Annotated in this window: 24 protein-coding genes and 1 other annotated feature; of the genes, 22 read left to right on the top strand and 2 right to left on the bottom strand. The window is 39.7% G+C overall.

Annotated elements, in window-relative coordinates; all coding sequences use genetic code 11:
- Nucleotides 1-38: 38 nt before the first annotated feature.
- Complete coding sequence (locus C5695_RS13770; protein ID WP_117731213.1) at nt 39-1,091, bottom strand: DNA cytosine methyltransferase; 1,053 nt, start codon at nt 1,089-1,091, stop codon at nt 39-41.
- A 138-nt stretch (nt 1,092-1,229) separates the two neighbouring features.
- Between C5695_RS13770 and C5695_RS20955 the strand changes: the two genes are divergently transcribed.
- The 14 genes from C5695_RS20955 (at nt 1,230) to C5695_RS13705 (ending at nt 12,161) form a co-directional block, all read left to right on the top strand.
- On the top strand, nt 1,230-1,502 hold the full coding sequence (locus tag C5695_RS20955; RefSeq protein WP_117731212.1) for a helix-turn-helix domain-containing protein: 273 nt from the start codon (nt 1,230-1,232) through the stop codon (nt 1,500-1,502).
- Nucleotides 1,466-2,503 carry a hypothetical protein gene (locus tag C5695_RS13760; protein WP_117731211.1) on the top strand — a complete coding sequence of 346 codons (1,038 nt, stop codon included), beginning with the start codon at nt 1,466-1,468 and terminating at the stop codon, nt 2,501-2,503. The genes C5695_RS20955 and C5695_RS13760 overlap by 37 nt, the downstream gene beginning before the upstream one ends.
- Before the next feature lie 595 nt (nt 2,504-3,098).
- Nucleotides 3,099-3,272 (top strand): hypothetical protein, encoded by a 174-nt coding sequence (locus tag C5695_RS20630; RefSeq protein ID WP_187441897.1) that lies wholly within the window; start codon nt 3,099-3,101, stop codon nt 3,270-3,272.
- Between the two features lie 415 nt (nt 3,273-3,687).
- The gene (locus C5695_RS13755; RefSeq protein WP_117731210.1) at nt 3,688-4,149 is read left to right on the top strand and encodes a hypothetical protein; all 462 of its coding nucleotides are present in this window, start codon (nt 3,688-3,690) and stop codon (nt 4,147-4,149) included.
- A gap of 19 nt (nt 4,150-4,168) precedes the next feature.
- Nucleotides 4,169-4,570, top strand: coding sequence for a DUF1878 family protein (locus C5695_RS13750; RefSeq protein ID WP_117731209.1), 402 nt, complete (start codon nt 4,169-4,171; stop codon nt 4,568-4,570).
- Between the two features lie 593 nt (nt 4,571-5,163).
- The gene (locus C5695_RS20950; protein ID WP_117731208.1) at nt 5,164-5,304 is read left to right on the top strand and encodes a hypothetical protein; all 141 of its coding nucleotides are present in this window, start codon (nt 5,164-5,166) and stop codon (nt 5,302-5,304) included.
- Nucleotides 5,258-5,455: a DUF4241 domain-containing protein gene (locus tag C5695_RS13740; protein WP_117731207.1), complete on the top strand. Its 198-nt coding sequence runs from the start codon at nt 5,258-5,260 to the stop codon at nt 5,453-5,455. Before C5695_RS20950 ends, C5695_RS13740 begins: the two co-directional genes overlap by 47 nt.
- A 407-nt stretch (nt 5,456-5,862) precedes the next feature.
- Nucleotides 5,863-7,119, top strand: coding sequence for a Kelch repeat-containing protein (locus C5695_RS13735; RefSeq protein WP_117731206.1), 1,257 nt, complete (start codon nt 5,863-5,865; stop codon nt 7,117-7,119).
- A 252-nt stretch (nt 7,120-7,371) separates the two neighbouring features.
- On the top strand, nt 7,372-7,521 hold the full coding sequence (locus C5695_RS13730) for a teichoic acid D-Ala incorporation-associated protein DltX (protein WP_024427820.1): 150 nt from the start codon (nt 7,372-7,374) through the stop codon (nt 7,519-7,521).
- Between the two features lie 14 nt (nt 7,522-7,535).
- The gene (gene dltA / locus C5695_RS13725) at nt 7,536-9,041 is read left to right on the top strand and encodes a D-alanine--poly(phosphoribitol) ligase subunit DltA (protein WP_117731205.1); all 1,506 of its coding nucleotides are present in this window, start codon (nt 7,536-7,538) and stop codon (nt 9,039-9,041) included.
- Nucleotides 9,038-10,222, top strand: a complete 1,185-nt coding sequence (gene dltB, locus C5695_RS13720) for a D-alanyl-lipoteichoic acid biosynthesis protein DltB (protein ID WP_117731204.1) — start codon at nt 9,038-9,040, stop codon at nt 10,220-10,222. The genes dltA and dltB overlap by 4 nt, the downstream gene beginning before the upstream one ends.
- Nucleotides 10,223-10,243: 21 nt before the next feature.
- Nucleotides 10,244-10,480, top strand: a complete 237-nt coding sequence (gene dltC / locus C5695_RS13715) for a D-alanine--poly(phosphoribitol) ligase subunit 2 (protein ID WP_117731203.1) — start codon at nt 10,244-10,246, stop codon at nt 10,478-10,480.
- Nucleotides 10,480-11,646, top strand: a complete 1,167-nt coding sequence (gene dltD / locus C5695_RS13710; protein ID WP_117731202.1) for a D-alanyl-lipoteichoic acid biosynthesis protein DltD — start codon at nt 10,480-10,482, stop codon at nt 11,644-11,646. Before dltC ends, dltD begins: the two co-directional genes overlap by 1 nt.
- A 95-nt stretch (nt 11,647-11,741) precedes the next feature.
- The gene (locus C5695_RS13705) at nt 11,742-12,161 is read left to right on the top strand and encodes a YkvA family protein (RefSeq protein WP_117731201.1); all 420 of its coding nucleotides are present in this window, start codon (nt 11,742-11,744) and stop codon (nt 12,159-12,161) included.
- 229 nt (nt 12,162-12,390) lie between these two features.
- Here C5695_RS13705 and C5695_RS13695 read toward each other — a convergent pair whose 3' ends face one another.
- The gene (locus C5695_RS13695; RefSeq protein ID WP_117731199.1) at nt 12,391-13,434 is read right to left on the bottom strand and encodes a lactonase family protein; all 1,044 of its coding nucleotides are present in this window, start codon (nt 13,432-13,434) and stop codon (nt 12,391-12,393) included.
- Nucleotides 13,435-13,867: 433 nt separating this feature from the next.
- Between C5695_RS13695 and ilvE the strand changes: the two genes are divergently transcribed.
- From ilvE to leuD, 8 genes are all read left to right on the top strand, one after another.
- Nucleotides 13,868-14,782, top strand: coding sequence for a branched-chain-amino-acid transaminase (gene ilvE, locus C5695_RS13690; RefSeq protein ID WP_117731198.1), 915 nt, complete (start codon nt 13,868-13,870; stop codon nt 14,780-14,782).
- Nucleotides 14,783-14,790: 8 nt separating this feature from the next.
- Nucleotides 14,791-15,038, top strand: a binding site (T-box leader).
- Between the two features lie 122 nt (nt 15,039-15,160).
- Complete coding sequence (gene ilvB / locus C5695_RS13685) at nt 15,161-16,885, top strand: acetolactate synthase large subunit (protein ID WP_117731197.1); 1,725 nt, start codon at nt 15,161-15,163, stop codon at nt 16,883-16,885.
- Entirely contained in the window at nt 16,882-17,400 is a 519-nt protein-coding gene (gene ilvN, locus C5695_RS13680; RefSeq protein ID WP_117731196.1) for an acetolactate synthase small subunit, read from the top strand. Before ilvB ends, ilvN begins: the two co-directional genes overlap by 4 nt.
- Before the next feature lie 18 nt (nt 17,401-17,418).
- Complete coding sequence (gene ilvC / locus C5695_RS13675) at nt 17,419-18,447, top strand: ketol-acid reductoisomerase (protein WP_034661704.1); 1,029 nt, start codon at nt 17,419-17,421, stop codon at nt 18,445-18,447.
- A complete protein-coding gene (locus C5695_RS13670; protein ID WP_117731195.1) occupies nt 18,434-19,987 on the top strand; it encodes a 2-isopropylmalate synthase in 1,554 nt (517 codons plus the stop codon). Before ilvC ends, C5695_RS13670 begins: the two co-directional genes overlap by 14 nt.
- 18 nt (nt 19,988-20,005) lie before the next feature.
- The gene (gene leuB, locus C5695_RS13665; protein ID WP_117731194.1) at nt 20,006-21,103 is read left to right on the top strand and encodes a 3-isopropylmalate dehydrogenase; all 1,098 of its coding nucleotides are present in this window, start codon (nt 20,006-20,008) and stop codon (nt 21,101-21,103) included.
- 40 nt (nt 21,104-21,143) lie between these two features.
- The gene (gene leuC, locus C5695_RS13660; protein ID WP_117731193.1) at nt 21,144-22,559 is read left to right on the top strand and encodes a 3-isopropylmalate dehydratase large subunit; all 1,416 of its coding nucleotides are present in this window, start codon (nt 21,144-21,146) and stop codon (nt 22,557-22,559) included.
- Nucleotides 22,560-22,572: 13 nt separating this feature from the next.
- Nucleotides 22,573-23,172: a 3-isopropylmalate dehydratase small subunit gene (leuD, locus tag C5695_RS13655; protein WP_117731192.1), complete on the top strand. Its 600-nt coding sequence runs from the start codon at nt 22,573-22,575 to the stop codon at nt 23,170-23,172.
- Nucleotides 23,173-23,197 lie beyond the last annotated feature (25 nt).

Below are 23,197 nucleotides of genomic sequence, written 5' to 3'. Positions count from 1 at the left end.
AGTTTTTTTCCAAACAAATAACCGCCAAAATACGGCGGTTAAAAATTCATTGCTATTTGTGTTTTATTATCATCAAATTTTAACTTTTCTGCATTCAGCAGTACTTGTTGTACAGATTGAGCTATATGCCAACCAAGAACCGGTGGAACCGCATTACCAACTTGCTTGTACGTCATAGTAGCAGAACCTTGAAATACAAAGTTATCAGGGAAAGACTGAATTCTAGCACATTCTCTAACTGTTAATCGTCTCCAAAATAACATATTTTCCGGGTCTTCTGGATTAGTTGAACGATAATGCCCTTCAATATTACCGTGGTGTTCTGCTCGAATTGTAACTGAAGGTTGGTCTTCTTTTATTTGAGAATTACCTTGCAAACGTCTTCCGGGATAAAATTTTGCTTTAGATATTTGAGTGTGGTTTGGAACATTAGAGTTTACTTCCATATTCCATAGATCATCGATTGCTTTTCTGGAAGTTACTGGATTATCCGGTGTAGTTGGAATTGGTGGAATATGTTCAACGTCTATATCTGATCTAACACCCACAATAAAAACTCTTTTTCTAATTTGAGGTACACCATAGTCAGCAGCATGATATAAATGATGAGTAACATTATAATTAACAATTTCACCATTGTGATCAACTGAACTTAAATCATTTTTAATTGTTTCAAGTATTAAACCATTTTCCATATTAACTAAGCCCTCAACGTTTTCTGCAACAAATATTTTAGGAGCAATTCGCTCAATAACTCTTTTCATTTGGAGATATAATCTACCTCGGTTTACTGTTATTCCTTGACGTTTTCCAGCGATACTAAAATCTTGGCAAGGAAAACCTCCAATAACAACGTCAGCCTCAGTAGGAACCATTTCAGGGTTATTGTTGAGAAGATCTTGAATGTCACCTTCAATTATATGATCTCCTATATTAACTCGATAACTTTCAACAGCTTGCTTGAAAATATCATTAGCCCAAATTATTTTAAATAAGTTTCTGTCATAGTTTCTTCCTAAGAATTCGAAGTCTCCACGAAATCCTAAATCAAGACCACCACAACCACTAAATAGTGAAACGACATTATACATATTTTCACCCTTATATTCTTTGATTATTTTAGTAATTCAGATATAATAGAATTAAATTAATATACTTATACAATTCTTTAGATAGAAAAACTACCTCAATTTTATTTTATAACTCCTGGAGTTATAAATCAATAGGAAATGAGAATGTTTATGATTTATTTTAAATTAGACGAGCTATTAAAACAACATAAATACTCAAGAACACAATTTGCACATTTAGCAGGTGTTAGACCAAATACTATAAACGATATGTGTAATGGAAATACAAAAAGGTTAGAGCTTGAAACTCTAAACCATATAATTCATGCATTAAATAAAATATGTGAGGAACCTATTAAATTAACTGACTTAATGGATTACGGAGAGGGGAACAAATGTCAACGAACCAAAGTACAATTGAAACAATTCTAGACTTAGCAAAGCAAAAGATAGAAAGTGAATTAGACCTTTCAAACATTGATTCCGGTACAAAGTTCGAAAACTATGTAACATTAGTTATTCAGGAAATTTCTAATAACTATGGAATTAGTGTAATACAGACAGGAGTTCAGAGCTTTCCGGATATTGTTATAGGAGAAACTTTTGGTATTGAGGTTAAATACACAAAAAGTGAGAAGTGGGAATCTACGGGTAATAGCATTTTTGAAGGTACTTTGAGGAAAGAAGTAACAGATCAAATATACGCATTCTTTGGTCGTAAAGTTGGGAAAAAAATTGAAGTTATACATAGATATTATGAGGATTGTTTGGCCGATATTAAAGTTACACATTCACCAAGGTTTTTCCTGAATATGGAGGTTGGGAGTGGTGAATCTATTTTACATAAAATAGGTATTACATATGAAGAATTCAAAGCAATGAATTCATTAGAAAAATCCAAAGTGCTAAAAGATTATGTTCGGAGTACACTCGGTGAAGGTGAGTCTTTATGGTGGCTAGACGAAGAAGAAAGTGTAAGTCCAAGAGTTAAGGAATTTAGAAAATTACAGGAGCACAAAAAGCAAGATATTATCGCCGAGGGAATGGCCCTGTTTCCAGAGGTTTTCTCAAATAGCTCAACAAAATATTTAAACCTGTCTGTTTATCTCTTACAAGAGTATCAAATTGTCAGTTCCTCATTGAGAGATGTTTTTAGTGCAGGTGGTAAAGCGGATATAGAAGTGTGCGGAGAACCACAAATAATTCCTAAAGTATATGGTAAACTATATGTTAATGCCAAAAAAATTGAAAGAATATTAAGCGAAATAGAATTAGATAAACTTCAAGAGTATTGGAAAGGTCACGGTGCTGATGTTATTGTTAACGAAGAAAATAAAGTTAAGATATGGCAAGAACTAATAGATAATCTAGCTGTTAGTTTACCGGAAGGGTTAAATGCATCTGATATTTTTAAAGCAGGATTAGAAGAATAAAAGAGAAAATGAGCCCCCTCATATATTTGGTGAGGGGGCTCAACTATTAACTAAAAAATTATTGAGTTTCGGAACTGACTATTTATTGAAAATAGAGACCATGTCAAGTGAAATTCCGAGACCAAAAGAGCTTCACTTTGATCCAATGATGCTTGCTTCTTCATCTCCGAAGTTTGTTCAATACTAGAACCCTATATTTTTTCTTTAATTTTAATTATTCCCTGATGATGACAGAGTTCTCCGTGAACAACAAAGAGCATTTCTTATTTCCTGTATTACTTTATTAGATGAAATCGGTACGTTCATGATTTGCTTCAGTTAGCGATATTTCAAAGCTTGAAACAGCTTGATTTGTTGCGTCACTTAATGACCTCTTGATTTATCCATTATATAATTTTTGTTAATTTTAGCATATTGAAATATTACGAACAAAAATGGGGTTAGCAATCGGCTTTAAGAGCGGAACAAACGAAATTTGATGTTTTTTGTAGCCGGAATTAAGTTAGGCTTTCGTATATCTGATTTCATGGAAGTTATTTTAATTAAACCTTATATGTAATAAAATGTATATGATTTATACAAAGGGGTGAGGGTGGTGAAGCATATTTTAACGGCAATCGTAGTGGCTGTCATTGTGGGGATCATTGTATACGTTGCAGATCATCGTTTAAGCATGTTTCCGTTGATGCTGATTTTAACGGTTGCGATCTATATCGTAACCATGATTAGCGAAACATTCATTAAGAAATATATAAAAGGAGATAGTTAATAACATAACCTCTCAATTGGAAGGGGTTTTTTCATTTAACCTTTTTCTCTTATATTCTTATCCCTTAGCTCTTTTGGAAAGATTAGATCTTTAGGGTGTAGATGGTTCGTCATTACCTGTACTCCTTAGTCATATCATCACCGTCCCAAAAATAAATAGTGAAATAGCAAACTTTCTATAAATGAATCTGATGACACATGAAGCTGTATGAGAGAGAGAAAAGCAGTATGAATAATAGAGTGATTAATTTTACAAAAAGAGTAATAAAGATTATTTTTTGTTAAATAAATAATACCTAAAATACCAAATTTATTCAAATATAAGAAAAAGCGTATAAAAAAATTCCTGTATTTGTTAATATATTTCTAGGCCAATAAACTCTTGCGGATGCATCTGCTTTTAAGGAGAATTTTAAATGAAAAAACAAATTATTGCAGGAACACTAGCATTGACTACTTTATTTTCAATTGTAGCCCCAGTTTCTACGTATGCAGCAGAGAACAAAAAAGCAAAAAATCTAGTTAAAGTTGAATTGCAGAGTACCGTTTTACAAAACGCTACAGTTCAAAATGAACTAACGAATACAATTAATAATACTGTGGTAAATGATCCTACACTAAGTACAAAAGGTTTGAAAAAAGACGGTTTAGTCTATGCATTAAGGAATGGCGGCAAACTTCTAGGAGACCTTCTGGAAATTTTGAGCAAGAAAAATGCAGATTACGTTAAAAAGTACTCCAAACAAATTGCCGATTTTCTTGACAGTGTTACAAACAGTATTGAAGCAAGGTTAATTGATTTCATGATCTTTGAATTGGGAATACCAACATCTTCTGCTCGAACAATTGCGTGGGCAATTATGTTGATTATTGCATAATTAACAAAGGAGTGACACGATGGATTTAGAAAGAGAGATAGAACTCCTCAAGTATCAAAATTATTTACTTAAGACAATCATTGACGGAGATGACCATCCATTTTTCATGTTTGCTTTGGATCATAATTTGAGGAAAGAGCAAGTAGATGCTGTCGTTGAAATTTTAGGGATTTTCTCTAATCGTTTAAATGGAGAAGAAGAGTCTCTAGAAATCAAGAAAACATCCACAAATGAAAAATTGAAAGCGGTTGGGATTTCTGTTGAAGAAGTGATGAAAAATGAAGTGCCGACAAGAAAAGAATTTGATCATTATAAGGAGAAAATATTTTCTTCTGATATCGAAACCAAATACTTATTAATGAGCCTTCAAAGACAGCATATTCAGCCAACTGTATGTGAGTTCTTACTGAAAAATAATTAACTGCCAGCCCCTTCGTTTGATGAAGGGGCTTTTTTGTTTCATGAAACTTTAGAGATTTCACAAACTGACGCTTACAAAAACAGCAGCTCTCTTACAACTAAAAAATTAAAGTGGATAGTAGAAGGAGAAAATGAGCTGAGTATGGAGGAATTCGAGAATGTACAAAATCAAATCGAGTGATTTACTTTTAAATGAAGGTGAAAAAAAAGACCTTCAAACCATTCGGTTGAGGGTTAATTGCATTGTAAGCCTATAGATGAGAATTGTGATGAAGCTTGTCTTGTTACAGATTTTTTATTGACAGATAAAAAGGGAGACTAGAACTAAAACAGAAATAAAAGACAAAGCAGAGAAAAATACATAATCCCAAACGCCCCATAAAAACAATGAAAGGAATGAGCCCTTGTACAACATCGATCAACAAACTTAATGTTTGAAAATGGAGAGAACAAAAGCAGCCCTGAAGGTGATCAATTATTTGCTAAACAGTTAGGCCATATCGAGATCACGAGCGGTCATATCGTTGCCTGTGATCCTTTTTTTCAGAAGGAGGCCAACCTTTTACGAGGAAGGTTGCTCTAGGGAAATATCCTATTCTACTTGTAGTAAAGCAATTAGAAAGCAGTGACGAACGCGTCCCCTATGCAATGATCAAGTTTACAAACGAGCAAGCAATAGAATGGGAGCTTGCCACAAGAGCAGGGCAGGAACCCAAAACAATTAAAAGAAGATGAGTTCTTCGGCTACGGTGTGAATATGGGGATGGGCTGTTTTATGGATGCGGAAGCAGCACTGTATTTACAAGCTTATGAGGATAATAGATATAAAGAGGACAATGATTTCTATCTTTATGAGGAATTTGCAGAAACCCTTGAGCAAAACTAAAAGCACACATGGGACTGGCTCGTCACAAGTTTTCATGACAAGGTGGACATTGCCATGTTTACAACAGGCTTCGACAACGGGATGTATCCAAGCTTTTGAGGGCTGGATGGAAATGGAGAACCCACTTGTCTTGTGACGGATTTTCTTATAATAGATTGAGGAGAAAAACCCATGAAACTTTGGGTTTTTTTATTTGTTTCTTAATATAGTGTATTCATAGAAATCGTGAAGAAGATAAAGTTTAAATAAAGAAAATTTGAACGGAAGAAAAATAGATAAACATACGACGATTAGTGGATCGATATTAGAAGATATAGTGTTAAATTATTAAAAATATAACAAAAGTATGAAGAAAGTCATTAAAAAACCGATAAATGTTGGGTACACAATTTTAAGGAGTGATTTTCTTGAAAAAATTAGGATTAATATTCTTCTTATTTATCTCGTCATTAATTTATCCGTTACATTCAGTAAAAGCGGACACATTAGAATGGAAAGATCAAGCAGACTTGCCCGAGGCACGTGTTGGTGCTAGTAGTGGAGTAGTTGACGGTAAAATATATGTCATAGGTGGTCAGGGACCAACTCAACGACAAGGTGCAGATCAAACTTTTGTTTATGATCCGGAGAAAAATGAATGGTCAAGTAAAACATCAATGCCAACTCCTAGATATGGGGCTGCTACTGCGACTCTGAATGACCAAATTTATGTTGTAGGTGGTTTATCGCCAGATGGAGCTGTGAAAACAGTTGAAGTTTATAATACTAAAAATGATTCTTGGGAAAAGCTTGAGGATATTCCACTAGAAGCTAAGGTAGGACCATATAGAATCTATGCGGAGAGTGCAAAAGGGAAAATCTTTGTAGTTGCTATAGAAAACCATCGAATGAGTACATACTGCTATGATCCTGACACAAAAAAATGGGATAAGAAAAGCACTTTAGATTACGTAGTAACTGCTGGAACTTTGAACTCTATAAATGGAAAGTTATATTTATCGGGAGGAAATGAAGCTTTAAATAAAATGATCGGTGAATACGACCCCGACACAGATACGTGGATTAAAAAGCAAGGTGGTTGGTCAGCGGGGTATTATGCGACAGCTGTTTACAACAATAAAGTTTTACTTACAGGTGGAACTGCTAGATTATCGGTACATGATGTAATTTTAGGAACAATGTATAGTGTTCAAACACCTAAAACCTTTTATAGAAAGGGACACTCCGCTGCTATTGTCAATCATAATCTTTATATCATTGGGGGAGAAGAAAACACAAATGGTGATATGCCTCGTGCAAGAGAAAAATTTAAATCTGTCTTATCAATCTCTCTAAAAGACGCATTACCTCAAGAAAACAACACAGAACCACCCGGCGACAAAGACCCAGAACCAACCACACCACCAAAAGACGATGCAACCGATGGAGACGGCGATGCTCTCCTCATCATCACAATGGTCAATGGTTTGCAAAAAGAGTATGACCTCTCCATGAAAGAAGTCAATGCTTTCCTATCATGGTACAAAAAGCGTGATGCCGGAGAAGGACCAGGATTTTATGAAATTGATGAGCATGACAACAATAAAGGTCCATTTGAAAGTAAAAAGGATTATGTGGTGTTTAAAAACATTCTCATGTTCGAAGTCAATAAATATAAGAAGTAATTGAAATCAAAGCCATCTAGGCAAACTAGGTGGCTTTTGTGTTTATTCGACAGCTTTCACCAATTTTAAGGCAAATTTAAGCTTGGATTTCATTTCAAACACATTAAATCTTTGTTACAATAAGACAGCTTTGCGTAAAGACACGCTGATCGATTCGACATCTTTTTTCATTAATTCTTAAAATTTTATGTTTTGGTATGAAACTCTTTTAATGATTCATGCGTCTCTATAAGTGTCAAAAGAAAAGAGGTTATCAATATGCTATTCAAAAAGCTATCAGAAAATAAGTCTGTAAAATGGATAGGATATACAAGCTTTTACTTACTTATTTTGCTATTATTGTTCTTTATTTACGGATTCCATACAGCAAATACGGGATCATTCATTTACAACGATTTTTAATTGGAGATTAAACTATGAAACTATTACACACGATTCATAAATACCAACAAACGAAACCAACACAGCCAGCATTTGTTTCTCAAGATGCTTCGATCACATATGATGAGCTTTGGCGTCTATCAGACCAAATGGCTGGTGCGATTGATGCAGTCGCAACTGACAGTGCACCTGTCATTGTATACGGTCATATGGAGCCGGAGATGCTGATTTCTTTCTTAGGCAGTGTGAAATCAGGTAGACCTTATATTCCGGTCGACATCTCAATCCCTGCTGAGCGTATCGTCTCAATTATTGAAAGCTCAAAAGCGAGTCTTTTGATTTGCGCAAATGAGCTGAATGTACTAGATGTAGAAGAGCACATTGAAGTGAAGAGTGCGGCATCGCTTTTAGCTCTTAAAAAAGAAGCACCGCCCTCTACGCAGTGGGTTCATCAGGATGATGTGTTTTATATCATTTATACGTCTGGCAGTACCGGAAAACCGAAAGGCGTTCAGGTAACAGCAAATAATTTAGAAAGCTTTACAGAGTGGATGTGCCGAGACTTCCCAATTGGCGAGGGGCGCACGTTCTTAAATCAAGCACCATTTTCTTTTGACTTATCAGTGATGGATTTGTATCCAGCGCTTCAGTCAGGCGGCACGCTTTACTGTTTAGTGAAAGATTTAGTGAACAAGCCGAAGGATATGTTTGCAGCACTTGGTCAATCTGACGTTGAAGTGTGGACATCAACACCTTCCTTTGTGCAAATGTGCTTAATGGACCCTTCTTTTACAGGGGAGCTTTTACCAGAGCTGAAAGTCTTCTTGTTCTGCGGAGAGGCGCTTCCTGTAGCAGTAGCAAGTGCACTTCTTGAGCGTTTTCCAAAGGCGCAGGTCTTTAATACGTATGGTCCGACTGAAGCAACTGTTGCGATCACATCAATTGAAGTGACGCAGGAGATTCTGGATCAGCACGATTCTTTACCTGTGGGCTATGCGAAACCGGATACAGATATCGTCATTTTAGATGAAGAAGGCAAGAGCCTTCCTGATGGTGAAAAAGGGGAAATTGTCATCGTGGGGCCAAGCGTCACGAAAGGCTACTTAGGTGAACAAGCCTTGACGGATAAAGTGTTCTTTGAATACGAAGGACACCCTGCTTACCGCACAGGTGACGCAGGTGTGGCGCAGGATGGATTGATTACGTGTCACGGTCGTCTGGACTATCAAATTAAGCTGCATGGATACCGAATGGAGCTTGAAGAAATCGAATATCATGTGAGCGAGACAACGTATGTCAATGCTTGTGTGATTGTGCCGTTCCAGCCAAACGGTCATGTGGAGTACTTGATTGCAGCCATTGTTCCTTCAGCGCATTCGTTTGAAAAAGAATATCAGCTGACAAGTGCAATTAAGAAAGAAATGGCGGATTCACTGCCAGCGTACATGATTCCAAGGAAGTTTGTCTATCTTGAGCAGCTGTACATGACACCAAACGGGAAGGTTGACCGTAAAAGAATCGCGAAAGAGGTTCTTCTATGATTCCGTTTAGTTCATTCTTTTTCTTCATTCTAATTGGTGTTCTTCTTTTGCCGACGATTATTCTTGGTCTTCGCGGCAAAAGAATGCATGGCTACAACATGTTTGCAACGGTTGTGGCACTCGCGCTTATTTTCTCAAATGATGCACACGGCGCGCTGCTGCTCTTCTTGTTCACAGTGTGGCAAGTCTTGATCATCCGTTTGTACCTTTCGTACCGGCTGAAGGCGAACAGGGCGTCTGTCTTCTATATGGCAGTGGTGGCATCGATTTTGCCGCTTGTACTATCAAAGGTTTTACCGTTCTTTTTAACTCATCAGCCGCATCAACCGCCGCCAATAAACTGGCTGAGCTTTTTAGGGATCTCGTACTTAACATTTAAAGGTGTTCAGTTAATTATCGAGACAAGAGACGGCTTGATTAAGAAGAAAATTCCGATTCATCGTTTGGTCTATTTCATTGTCTTTTTCCCGACGATTTCATCAGGGCCGATTGATCGTTACCGCCGGTTTGAAAAGGATATGGATACGCCGCCTGAAAAGGAAGCGTACAGTGATCTTTTATACGCAGGTATTCATAAAATTTTTATCGGCTTCTTATATAAGTTCATTATTGGTTATTTGATTCACACGTATATTCTGATGAATATTCATCACATTAGCAGCAGTCATTTTGTTCAACAGTTAACGTATATGTATGCGTACAGTATGTATTTGTTCTTTGACTTTGCTGGTTATACAGCATTCGCTGTTGGTGTGAGTTATATGATGGGCATTAAATCACCAGAAAACTTTAACAAACCGTTTATCAGCCGGAACATTAAAGACTTCTGGAATCGTTGGCACATGTCCCTGTCCTTCTGGTTCAGAGACTACGTGTTTATGAGATTTGTGTTCTTTATGACCAAAAAGAAGTGGATCAAGAACCGTATGGCCGTATCCAATATTGGGTACTTTGTCCTCTTTCTATTGATGGGTGCTTGGCATGGTCTAGCACTTCAATATATTATTTACGGACTATACCACGCAGTTGTGATGTCCGGTTACAATTTATTTGAGAAATGGAATAAAAAGCACAAGTGGTGGCCGGATAATAAGGTCACAATGGTTGTGTCGATCATTATTACATTCCATGTGATTTGTTTCGGATTTTATATTTTTTCAGGAAAACCATTTCATCATTAAAGATTAAGGGAGTAGAAAATTATGGAATTTAAAAATCAAGTATACGGTATTATTGCAGAGGTTTGTCAGGACGATGTTGTAAAAGAAAATCCAGAGATTTCTATATTTGAAGAAGGTCTTTTAGATTCATTTGGTACAGTAGAACTGCTTATGGCAATTGAAAGTCAACTTGGAATTACTGTTCCAATTACAGAGTTCGATCGTGATGTGTGGGATACTCCGAATCACATTGCTGAGCAGCTGGCAGAGATGAAGTAATGAAAAAGCGTTTTTTTGGGCCGCTTATTTTAGCGGCTGTTCTATTCATTGGTGTTCTTCTTGTACCAAATGCATGGCTCTCACATCTGATCCCAAAAGACAAATTACAAAAGTCAGCCACAGAATTAGATCCGGGGATGTTCCAAGGGCTATATTTACAAGATGAAATGCTAAAAGATCCAACTTATTTGCCGATCTATGGATCTTCTGAACTCTCACGTTTTGATCCATATCACCCTTCGAATTTCTTTCATGAGAATCCTCAAGGGTTTACACCTTATCTTATTGGAAAAGGTGGATCGCAATCATTAATTCATGCGATGAACTTTGCAGCGCATATGGAAGAGTTAAAAGGGAAGAAGCTTGTGTTTATCGTGTCCCCGCAGTGGTTTGTGAAATGGGGATCTGACGAGAATCACTTTGCACCAAACTATTCAGCGCTTCAAGCGCTGAATCTCGCTTATAATAAAGAAATTGATCCAACTGTGAAAAAAGAACTGATCAAGAGAATCATGACGTTTAAAGCAGTAAAGAACGACATGGTCATCACAGAGCTTTTTAAAGCAGAGCTTTCTGGAAACAAATTCGCTTATGGCGCGATTTCTCCTATTGCCAAAATGTATTATGGCATGCTTCAAAAGAAAGACATGTACTATACAATTGGATCGGGGAAAGGGCGTAAGCTTCATCCGTCTCCATCAGTCAAAGGAAAAACATGGACGGAGCTTGAAAAAGAAGCGGGCGTTTTTGGTGCGAAAAGAGCAGGGGACAACCCGTTTTATATCAATCAAAAACTGTTTGAGCGCAAGCTGAAACCGATTATGAAAAAGATGAGGGATTCTCGTGAAGACCACTCTTATGCGGAATCACCAGAATACAAAGATTTTCAAATCATGCTGGATATTTTAAAGCAGGCAGGGGCGAAGCCTTTGTTTGTGACGATTCCTGTCAACGGAAAATGGTATGATTATACCGGTTTCCCGAAAGAGGGACGTACAGAGTATTATGAGAAAATCAATCGTCAAATTAGAGATAATGGGTATGAAGTAGCGGATTTGACTAAGCATGAATACGATCCTTATTTCTTTAAAGATACAATTCACGTGTCTTATAAAGGATGGGTGTACATCGATAAGGCAATCGAAAAGTTTTACAAAGAGCAGTAGAATGCAGCAGCTTTCTGCTGCTTTTTGTTTGTCGAATCGGTGGATATCTTGTATAACTAAAGAAAAAGGGCTATGCTGAAGATGGAGGCGATACGATGAATCGTTCTGAGAAAAAAGAACTATTAAAGCGTTCGAAGAAGCATTTTAATGATCATGCCTTTTGGGAAAAGTTAAAAAAGACAGCACAAAAAGCGGGTGTCTCTCTTGTCTATGCTGTGCTATTACTTTACTATACATTGCAAAAACCTGAAGTACCTGTCAAAGCGAAGACCCTTATTATTGGGGCGCTTGGATACTTTATCCTTCCAATTGACCTTATTCCTGATACATTGATCGGTGTCGGCTACACAGATGATTTAGGCGCGATCACATTTGCTCTAATTCAAGTAGCGGTATACATTGATGATGATGTGAAAGGAAAAGCGAGGGACAGGCTGTCAAAATGGTTCGGTGAAAAAACCGATACGTCTCTGATTGATCAAAAGCTAGAAGATGGCGGGGTACCGTCTGCATAAAGAAAAGCCTCCAATAACGGAGGCTTCAGCGTGTAGACAAACCCTCGCATTCGGTGTCAGTCCTGCGCGCTGGTGCTCACGAATGTCAAATTCGCTCCGCGCCAGTGCTCGTCCTTCCTAGACTTCAAAGGTTTTCTATCACGCTGAAAAGAAGACAAAGGACTAAAATAAAGATCATTTTAGCCCTTTGTCAACAATCTAAAGCCTCCAATAACGGAGGCTTTTTTCATTATCCTAAAAATTTCACACAAACCGGATGAGGAACTGAGATATTTGATTGTAAGACAGTCAGTCGCCCTGTTTCTTTGTCGCGTTTGTATAACACTAGGTTGCTAGATTCTTGGTTTGAACCGATGAGGAATTCTTCAGTTGGATCAAGCACAAAGTCTCTAGGCCAGTTTCCTTCAGAAGAAGAAATCTCGACAAGACTTAACTGACCATCAGCATCTGCTTTGAAAATCGCAATGCTGTCATGTCCGCGATTTCCTGCATAAACAAATTGGCCGTCAGAAGAGACGTGAATGGCACTGCCTTGATTGTTCTCTGTAAAGTCACTTGGAATGGTTGCGATTGTTTGGATCTCTTCGAAATGACCATCTTCAAAGTAACGAAGTACAATCACCTCTGAGCTTAGCTCTGTCATCACATATGCTACAGGTTTCGTTGGATGGAATGTAATATGACGAGGACCTGTGCCTGGTTTTGTTTCAAATGTATGGGCGAGCTCCAGTTTACCGTTTTCTTTCTTATACGTATAAATACCATCTGTCCCAAGATCAACAGCCACTGCAAATTGTTCATCTGGTGTCAGACCCATAAAATGAGTGTGCGGTTTTTCCTGACGGTCTTCGTTAGGGCCAGTTCCTTCATGCTGTGCCTGTGACAGTGTGCGGATCACTGAGCCATTTTCAGCATCGATTTCATACATCTCTGCTGTTCCTTTATGATAGTTCGCTGTAAAAGCTGTTTTTGTTTGACTGTCCACGCTGACGTGGCAAGGAGAAGCGCCATCGGCAAGCTCTTGGTTGATGAAACGAAGTGTGCCGGTTTCTTCATCAATTTGATACGCAGCAAGGCCGCCCTGTGATCCTTCTTTCACAACAGCATACACAAATTGTTGAGAATCTGAGACGGTTAAATATGTAGGATTTTCAAGTTCAGCAGCCACTTCTACTTGTTCAATCTGCTGCTTGTCCGTATTTAATGTAAAAGTATAAATGCCTTTACTGTCTCCCTTTGTATACGTTCCGATATAACCTCTGATGTTAGCCATGTGTTGCCCTCCTTCTATATGATGCTCTCATTTTATCATATATTCATAGGAAAACGCTTTAGAAAGGCATACCGAAGGAAAAAACAAATGCGCTAAAATCTACTAATATTTATTAAAAACTATGTAAAAAAATATGACAAACGTTTTCTCAAATGAAAACCGTTCAGGTAAAGTAAATAAATTGAAGAAAAAATACAAAAAATTTTAAGTTTTTTCATTCCTTGTCTAGCAAAGGTGTAAGCGTATACATTTTATTTTGATTAATCTAAATTGTCTAATAATTTTAAAAATGCTGTTGACACTGTATGGAAAGCGGCGTAAGATGGGTTCAACAAAAGCTAAACAAACACGCAGAGCAAGCGTGAGACGCTTCAAATTTAAGTGTCTGAAAATTCAACTACTTTTTGTTTGAAAGAGAGGGTGCTCACTGAAAATGGAAGACCAAAAGGAACAGTGGATCTTTTTAAACGATGAACTCGTGAAAAAAGAAGATGCGAAAATTTCAGTTTATGATCATGGCTTCTTATACGGTGACGGTGTGTTCGAAGGGATACGCGTATATAACGGAAATATCTTTCGAATGAAAGAACATTTAGACCGCCTGTATGATTCCGCCAGATCCATTATGCTGAACATTCCATATTCACTTGAGGAACTCACCGAAAAAATGATTCATACAGTTGAAAGGAACGGACTAAAGGATGCCTATATTCGTCTTGTTGTTTCAAGAGGAGCTGGTGATCTTGGTTTAGATCCAAACAACTGCGGGAGAGCCAATACAGTGATCATTGTAGAACCGCTGGCCATCTTTCCAAAGCACCTATATGAAACAGGTATTGATATTGTGACAGTACCGACGAGACGAAATCGTCCCGATGTACTGAGTCCAAAAGTGAAATCATTAAATTATTTGAATAACATTCTTGTCCGAATCGAAGCCCATATGGCCGGTGTGAGTGAAGCGCTGATGCTGAACGATCAAGGGTACGTGGCAGAAGGTTCTGCAGACAATGTGTTTATTTATAAAAAAGGTAAACTTTATACACCGCCAGGTTATATCGGCGCTCTTGAAGGCATCACAAGAAATGCCATCATGGAGATTGCAGAAGACTTAGGCTACGAAGTGAAAGAACAACCATTCACAAGACACGATGTGTATACAGCAGAAGAAGTTTTTCTGACAGGAACTGCAGCCGAAGTCATTGCCGTTGTAAAAGTTGACGGTCGTACAATCGGTGAAGGGAAACCTGGTGTTCATACAAACAAACTTCTTGAACAATTCCGTAAGCGAGTGGTTGAAGAAGGAGAAAAAGTCGTTTTTACAGATGAAAACATTCACGCAAGCTAAATAGATATCGATAAACGTTGAAGAGGACTAGTAGCTTTAGAGTCAGTATCTACAGAGAGCCGGTGCTAGGTGGAAACCGGTGTTACTTTCTAAAGTGAACTCACCTCCGAGTGTCTGCTTGAAATGATAGTAGGGCAGACCGAGTGACATTGCTCACTCGTTACCAAAATGGATGAAAAGATGTCCATGAGACGGCAGCTGATTTTGCCGTGAACAAGGGTGGTACCGCGAAAAACAAAGCTTTTTCGCCCCTTTGACCTAGTGAAAAGTAGTGTCATTGTGGGGTGAGAAGGCTTTTTTATATGGTCTAAAATCTCGATCTTGAATGGAAAAGGGTGAAAAAACTTGACTGAAGCAAGACAAAGAGGAGGAAATCAAATGGGGACAAATGTACAAGTGGAGACGGAAACATCTAAAGCACCACAAACGATGAACGGTGCACTCATGCTAATTGAAGCACTGAAAAGAGAAAAAGTAGAAGTTATTTTCGGATATCCAGGCGGAGCGGTTTTGCCGATCTACGATAAAATTTATGATTCTGGTTTATTTCATGTCCTGCCAAGACATGAACAGGGAGCGATTCACGCAGCAGAAGGATACGCAAGAGTATCTGGCAAACCGGGTGTTGTCATTGCAACATCAGGACCTGGAGCGACAAACCTTGTGACAGGAATTGCAGACGCAATGATTGATTCACTTCCTCTTGTCGTCTTTACAGGACAGGTGGCAACCTCAGTCATTGGATCGGATGCTTTCCAGGAAGCAGATGTGCTTGGTATCACAATGCCCATTACAAAGCACAGCTACCAAGTAAGAAATCCAGAGGAATTACCGGGCGTCATTAAAGAAGCGTTCCATATTGCAACAACAGGGAGACCTGGACCAGTCTTGATTGATATTCCAAAAGATGTGGCAGGTATTGAAGGAACGTTTGAATACGATCAGCCAATTGATTTACCTGGTTATCAGCCAAAAGTCGAGCCGAACTATTTGCAAATTCGCAAATTAGTAGAAGCTGTCAGCAGAGCGAAGAAACCGGTCATTCTCGCAGGAGCTGGCGTTCTTCATGGCAAAGCGTCTGAAGAATTAAGACAGTATGTAGAACAGCAGCAAATCCCGGTTGCTCATACACTGCTTGGTCTTGGCGGATTCCCAGCAAAGCATCCTCTTTTCCTAGGGATGGCTGGTATGCATGGCACATATGCGGCGAACATGGCCCTTCATCAATGTGATCTGCTCATTTCAATCGGTGCGAGATTTGATGACAGGGTAACAGGCAATCTCAATCATTTTGCGAAACATGCAAAAGTAGCACACATTGATATTGACCCAGCTGAAATTGGCAAGAACATTCATACCCATATCCCGGTTGTTGGAGACAGTAGACTAGTTCTTGAAGAGCTGATCAAGCAAGACGGGAAGCAAGGGGAGTCAGACGAATGGAAAAACCAATTAGATCAGTGGAAGGAAGAATATCCGCTCTGGTACGTTGAAAACGAAGCGGAGGGCTTCAAGCCTCAGAAGCTGATCGAATACATTCATCAATTCACAAAAGGTGAAGCCATTGTGGCAACTGATGTCGGACAGCACCAAATGTGGGCAGCACAGTTCTATCCATTTGAAAATGCAGATAAATGGGTCACATCTGGTGGCCTTGGTACGATGGGCTTCGGTTTACCGGCAGCTATTGGCGCACAGCTAGCTGATCAAGAGGCAACGGTTGTGGCGATTTTAGGAGACGGAGGTTTCCAAATGACCCTGCAAGAACTTGCCGTTATCCGTGAGCTGAACCTTCCAGTGAAAGTGATTGTTCTGAATAATCACAGTCTTGGAATGGTAAGACAATGGCAAGAAATTTTCTACGAAGAACGCTACTCATATTCTAAATTTTCAGAGCAGCCAGACTTCGTAAAATTATCTGAAGCTTATGGCATTAAAGGAATCAGAATCTCATCAGACGAAGAGGCGAAAGAAAAGCTTGAAGAAGCGCTCACCTCTAGAGAGCCTGTTTTCATCGATGTCAATGTAGCGAGAGATGAAAAAGTATTCCCGATGGTTGCACCGGGGAAAGGACTTCATGAGATGGTGGGGGTGAAACCTTGAAAAGAATTATTGTGTTGACTGTATTAAATCGATCAGGCGTACTGAACCGAATCACTGGCCTTTTTACCAAAAGACACTACAACATTGAAAGCATTACGGTCGGCCATTCTGAGATTCAAGATGTATCACGCATTACGTTCGTCGTCCATGTAGACCAAGAGAAAGACATCGAACAGCTGACAAAACAGCTGAACAAACAAATCGATGTCCTCAAAGTAACAGACATTACAAACCAATCAATCGTTCAGCGAGAGCTGGCTTTGATAAAAGTCGTTTCTGCACCAGTATCTAGAATGGAGATCACAGGGGTCATTGAACCGTTTAGAGCTTCTATTGTAGATGTAAGCAGAGAGAGTGTCGTCATTCAGGTGACAGGTGAGTCTTCAAAAATTGAAGCACTCATTGAATTACTTAAGCCATACGGCATTAAAGAAGTCGCCAGAACTGGCACCACGGCCTTTGCGAGAGATAATCAGCAAAAGCCGCAATCAAATAAAACAATTTCAATTGTCTAAACAAAAGGAGAGAGTCAAATGGTAAAAGTATATTATAACGGTGATATTCAAGAAAACGTATTAAATGGTCAAAAGGTTGCTATCATTGGGTATGGATCACAAGGTCATGCACATGCACTCAACTTAAAAGAAAGCGGCGTAGATGTGATCGTTGGCGTGAGAAAAGGTGGATCTTATACAAAAGCACAAGAAGACGGCCATCAAGTATTCACAGTAAAAGAAGCGGCAGCACAAGCAGATGTCGTGATGGTACTACTACCAGATGAGCAACAAAAGAAAGTATATGACGAAGAAATCAAAGATCAATTAGAAGCTGGCAACTCGCTTGTTTTCGCACACGGATTCAACGTTCACTTCCATCAAATCGTTCCTCCAAGTGACGTAGATGTGTATCTTGTGGCTCCAAAAGGTCCAGGACATCTTGTGAGAAGAACATATGAACAAGGCGCTGGTGTACCTGCACTATTTGCTATCTACCAAGATGTATCTGGGCAAGCGAAAGACAAGGCACTTGCTTATGCAAAAGCAATCGGTGGAGCAAGAGCGGGCGTCCTTGAAACAACATTTAAAGAAGAAACGGAAACGGATCTATTCGGTGAGCAAGCCGTCCTTTGTGGAGGTCTTACTTCACTAGTGAAAGCAGGATTCGAAACGTTAACAGAAGCAGGTTATCAGCCAGAGCTTGCATACTTCGAGTGTCTGCATGAACTGAAACTGATCGTTGACCTTATGTACGAAGAAGGATTAGAAGGTATGAGATATTCAATTTCAGATACAGCACAATGGGGTGACTTCGTATCAGGACCGCGCGTTGTGGATGCAAACGTAAAAGAATCCATGAAAGCCGTCTTAACTGACATCCAAAACGGTACATTTGCAAAAGAATGGATCGTTGAAAACCAAGTGAATCGTCCACGTTTCAATGCAATCAATGCAAATGAAAATGAGCACCAAATTGAAATTGTTGGAAGAAAGCTTCGTGAAATGATGCCTTTCGTCAAACAAGGAAAGAAAAAGGAAGCGGTGAGCGTCGGTGCGGAAAATTAATTTTTTTGACACAACACTTCGAGATGGCGAGCAATCACCAGGAGTGAACTTAAATGCACAAGAAAAGCTAATCATTGCAAAGCAGCTTGAGCGCCTTGGGGTTAATATTATTGAAGCGGGTTTTCCCGCTTCATCCCGAGGGGATTTCTTAGGCGTACAAGAAATAGCCAGAACGATCAAAAACTGTTCAGTAGCTGGTCTTGCACGATGTGTAAAAGGTGACATTGATGCTGCATGGGAAGCGTTAAAAGATGGAGTTGAACCAAGAATTCACATCTTTATTGCCACTTCTGACATTCACCTCAAGCATAAACTGAAAAAAACACGTGAAGAAGTCGTAGAACAGGCTGTCTCAATGGTGAAATACGCGAAAGAACGCTTTCCAGTTGTTCAGTGGTCAGCAGAAGATGCGTGCCGTACAGATCTTGCTTTCTTAGCAGAAATTGTAGAGAAGGTCATTGATGCTGGAGCAAGTGTCGTTAACCTCCCAGATACAGTTGGATACTTAGCGCCAAAAGAGTATGGCAATATCTTTAAATATATGAAGGAACACGTTCCAAATATCGACCGCGTCAACTTGTCTGCTCACTGTCACGATGATCTAGGAATGGCTGTAGCTAACTCACTTGCTGCCATTGAAAATGGGGCAGATCAAATTGAAACGGCTGTCAATGGAATTGGAGAACGCGCAGGAAATGCTGCTTTAGAAGAAATTGCCGTCGCTCTTCATATTCGAAAAGACTTCTACCAGGTCGAATCAACCATCCAATTGAATGAAATTAAGCGTACAAGTGATGTAGTGAGCAAATACTCTGGAATGATTGTACCACGTAATAAAGCAGTCGTTGGCAACAATGCTTTTGCACATGAATCAGGTATTCACCAAGATGGTTTCCTCAAAGAAAAAACAACCTATGAAATCATTTCTCCAGAGCTTGTCGGTGTGACAACAGATGTACTTGTCCTTGGGAAACACTCCGGCAGACATGCATTTAAAGATCGTATGAAAACGTTAGGCTTTAAACTGACAGAAGAAGAAATCAATAAGTTCTTCGAAACATTTAAGAACTTGACGGAGAAGAAGAAAGAGATCACAGATGACGATTTGATCTCTATTATATTAGAAGAAAAAGTAGCAGACCGAAAAATTGGTTATGAATTTGAAAGTCTTCAAGTGCACTACGGAACAGAACAGATGCCGACAGCAACGGTTTCTTTGAAAAATCAAGAAACGCAGGCAGTTATTCAAGAAGCAGCTACAGGCGCAGGCAGTGTAGAAGCTGTGTATAACACGCTGGAACGTTGTATGGAGGAAAGAATTCATTTGCTAGACTACCGTATCCAATCAAATGGAAAAGGTAGAGATGCACTAGCCGAAGTATATGTGAGTGTTTCAATAGAAGGAAAAGAAACAGCTGGACGCGGTGTGGCGCAAGATGTGCTAGAAGCATCAGCGAAGGCCTACGTCAATGCAGTAAACAGGCATTTAATCTTTAAATCAAATCTCATAGAAATTGAGAAACATCACGCCATCTCATAGGAAAGGAGGTAGGTCCTCATGAAAAAGAAAATTGCACTTTTGCCCGGCGATGGAATCGGACCGGAAGTTGTGACATCGGCGGTCGCTGTCCTCAAAGAGACAGCGGCACAATTTAGGCACGAATTCGAATTCGAAACGGCGCTCATTGGCGGTATTGCAATAGATGAAAAAAACAATCCGCTCCCAAAAGAAACGGTAGATGTATGCAAAAGCGCTGATGCAATTTTATTAGGAGCAGTCGGCGGACCAAAGTGGGATCAGAACCCGCCAGAACTTCGTCCGGAAAAAGGCCTGCTCGCCATTCGTAAACAACTGGACTTGTTTGCAAACATTCGTCCTGTTAAGGTGTTCGATAGCTTAAGCGAGGCGTCACCCTTAAAGCAGGATCACATTAACGGAGTCGATTTTGTGATTGTTCGTGAATTAACAGGCGGCCTTTATTTTGGTGAACCGAGCGAGCGATACACAGATGAAGAAGGAAAGGAAGCAGCGGTCGATACACTTCTTTATACAAAGGAAGAGATTGTCCGTGTATTAAAAGAAGCATTCGATATGGCGTTAACGAGACGGAAAAAAGTAACGTCTGTGGATAAAGCGAACGTTCTTGCTTCTAGTAAACTATGGCGGGATGCGGTAGAAGAAGTAGCTGCTCAATATCCAGACGTCGAATTTGAGCACATGCTCGTTGATAATGCAGCCATGCAGCTGATTTATAAGCCTGCTCAATTTGATGTCATTGTGACAGAGAATATGTTTGGCGACATTTTAAGTGACGAGGCTTCAATGATTACTGGATCACTCGGTATGTTACCATCTGCTAGTCTATCAAGCACCGGCCTCCATTTATATGAGCCGATTCATGGATCTGCACCCGATATTGCGGGGCAAAACGTCGCAAACCCTCTGGCAACTATTTTGTCAGCAGCAAGCTTGCTTAGAACATCCTTTGCGTTAGAAGAAGAAGCGGCTGCAATAGAAGAAGCTGTGGAAGCTGTTCTTGCCTCTGGCAAACGAACAAAGGACTTATCGGCAAAAGAGGGAACGTATCAAACAACTGAAGAAATAACTCATGCAGTTGTAGACGCACTCAAGCAGCGCGCGAAAACAATTGTATAAATAGAATCTTGTGGAATTAGGTAGAGGGAGGAAAAGGGTTATGCCTCGAACAATCATCGAAAAAATATGGGATCAGCACGTTGTCAAAAGCGGCGAGGGGAAACCAGACCTTTTATATATTGATCTGCACTTGGTGCATGAAGTGACATCACCTCAAGCGTTTGAAGGATTAAGACAAAAAGGGCGTAAGGTAAGAAGACCTCAAAATACGTTTGCGACGATGGATCACAACATCCCGACTGTGAATCGATTTGTGATCAAAGATGAGGTTGCTAAAAAACAAGTGAGTGCTTTAGAGCGCAACTGTGCTGAATTTGGCGTTCGCCTAGCTGATCTTCATAGTGTAGACCAAGGGATTGTCCATGTTGTTGGACCAGAGCTTGGTTTGACACTTCCGGGGAAAACAATCGTTTGCGGAGATAGTCATACATCAACTCATGGCGCGTTTGGCGCACTTGCTTTCGGCATTGGTACAAGTGAGGTTGAACATGTACTTTCTACACAAACACTTTGGCAGCAGCGTCCGAAAACGTTAGAAATTAGAGTTGACGGAAAGCTGCAAAAAGGGGTAACAGCCAAAGATGTCATTTTAGCAGTCATTGGTGCGCATGGCGTGAAGTTCGGATCAGGTTATGTCATTGAATACACTGGGGAAGTATTCAGAAACATGACAATGGATGAACGGATGACCGTTTGCAATATGTCGATTGAAGCAGGCGCAAGAGCAGGATTGATTGCACCGGATGAAGTTACTTTTGAATATTGCCGCGACCGCAAATATGCACCGCAGGGCGAAGACTTCGAAGCAGCGATTAAAGAATGGGAAGACTTAAGAACAGATCCGGGTGCAACTTATGATAAAACGATTGTTTTAGATGGAAATGAGATTTCACCAATGGTCACATGGGGTATTAACCCAGGAATGGTGCTGCCTGTGGATGCATCCATCCCTGGACCTGAGGATTTTGCACAAGAAGATGATCAAAAGGAAGCCATTCGTGCATACGAATACATGGGTGTTCATCCGCATCAGCGTATTGAAGATATTACAATTGAACATGTGTTTATCGGCTCATGTACGAACTCAAGAATGACTGATTTGCGCCAAGCAGCTTCTATGATAGAAGGACAAAAAGTAGCTGATCATGTTAGAGCGATTGTGGTGCCTGGCTCTCAAAGTGTCAAATTGCAAGCAGAAGAAGAAGGTCTTCATGAAATTTTCCTTGAAGCAGGATTTGAATGGAGAGAATCTGGCTGCAGTATGTGTCTTAGTATGAATAACGATGTGGTGCCAGAAGGCGAACGCTGCGCGTCCACATCAAACCGAAACTTTGAGGGACGTCAAGGGAAGGGTGCAAGAACGCATCTTGTCAGCCCGGCAATGGCTGCAATGGCTGCAATACATGGCCGATTTGTCGATGTCAGGAAGTTTAATCAAGAGAAAACAGTCGTGTAAGGAGTTGTCATAGATGGAGCCTTTAGTCACACACAAAGGGAAAGCCGCTGTGCTTAACCGTATCAACGTAGATACAGATCAAATTATTCCAAAGCAATTTTTGAAGAGAATTGAACGAACAGGGTATGGCAGATTTGCCTTTTTCGACTGGCGGTATTTAGCCGACGGCAGTCCAAATCCTGACTTCGAGCTGAATCAGCCGATTTATGAAGGAGCATCCATTTTGATCGCAGGAGAAAACTTTGGCTGCGGGTCATCAAGGGAACATGCCCCTTGGGCACTCGATGATTATGGTTTCAAAATTGTCATCGCACCATCATTCGCAGATATTTTTCACCAAAATTGCTTTAAAAATGGCATGCTTCCAATTCGCCTTGATTATGATGTGTGGAAAACATTCGCTGCCTCATATGAGAACAAAGGATATGAGATGACAGTTGATCTGGAAAAACAACAAATAGAAGATCACGAAGGGAATATCACTCCTTTTGATGTCGATCCTCACTGGAGAGAAATGCTTCTGAATGGCTATGATGAGATTTCATTAACTTTACTACTAGAAGAAGACATTCAAGCATTTGAAGATAAGCGCAGCAGCTGGCTGCGTGTGTAAACAACAAGAAGCCGTCCGCCTGAGG

The organism is Bacillus pumilus, from assembly GCF_003431975.1.
Taxonomy (GTDB): Bacteria; Bacillota; Bacilli; order Bacillales; family Bacillaceae; genus Bacillus; species Bacillus pumilus_N.
Note: the sequence above shows the minus strand (reverse complement) of the source record. Positions and strands in the feature narration are given on the sequence as shown.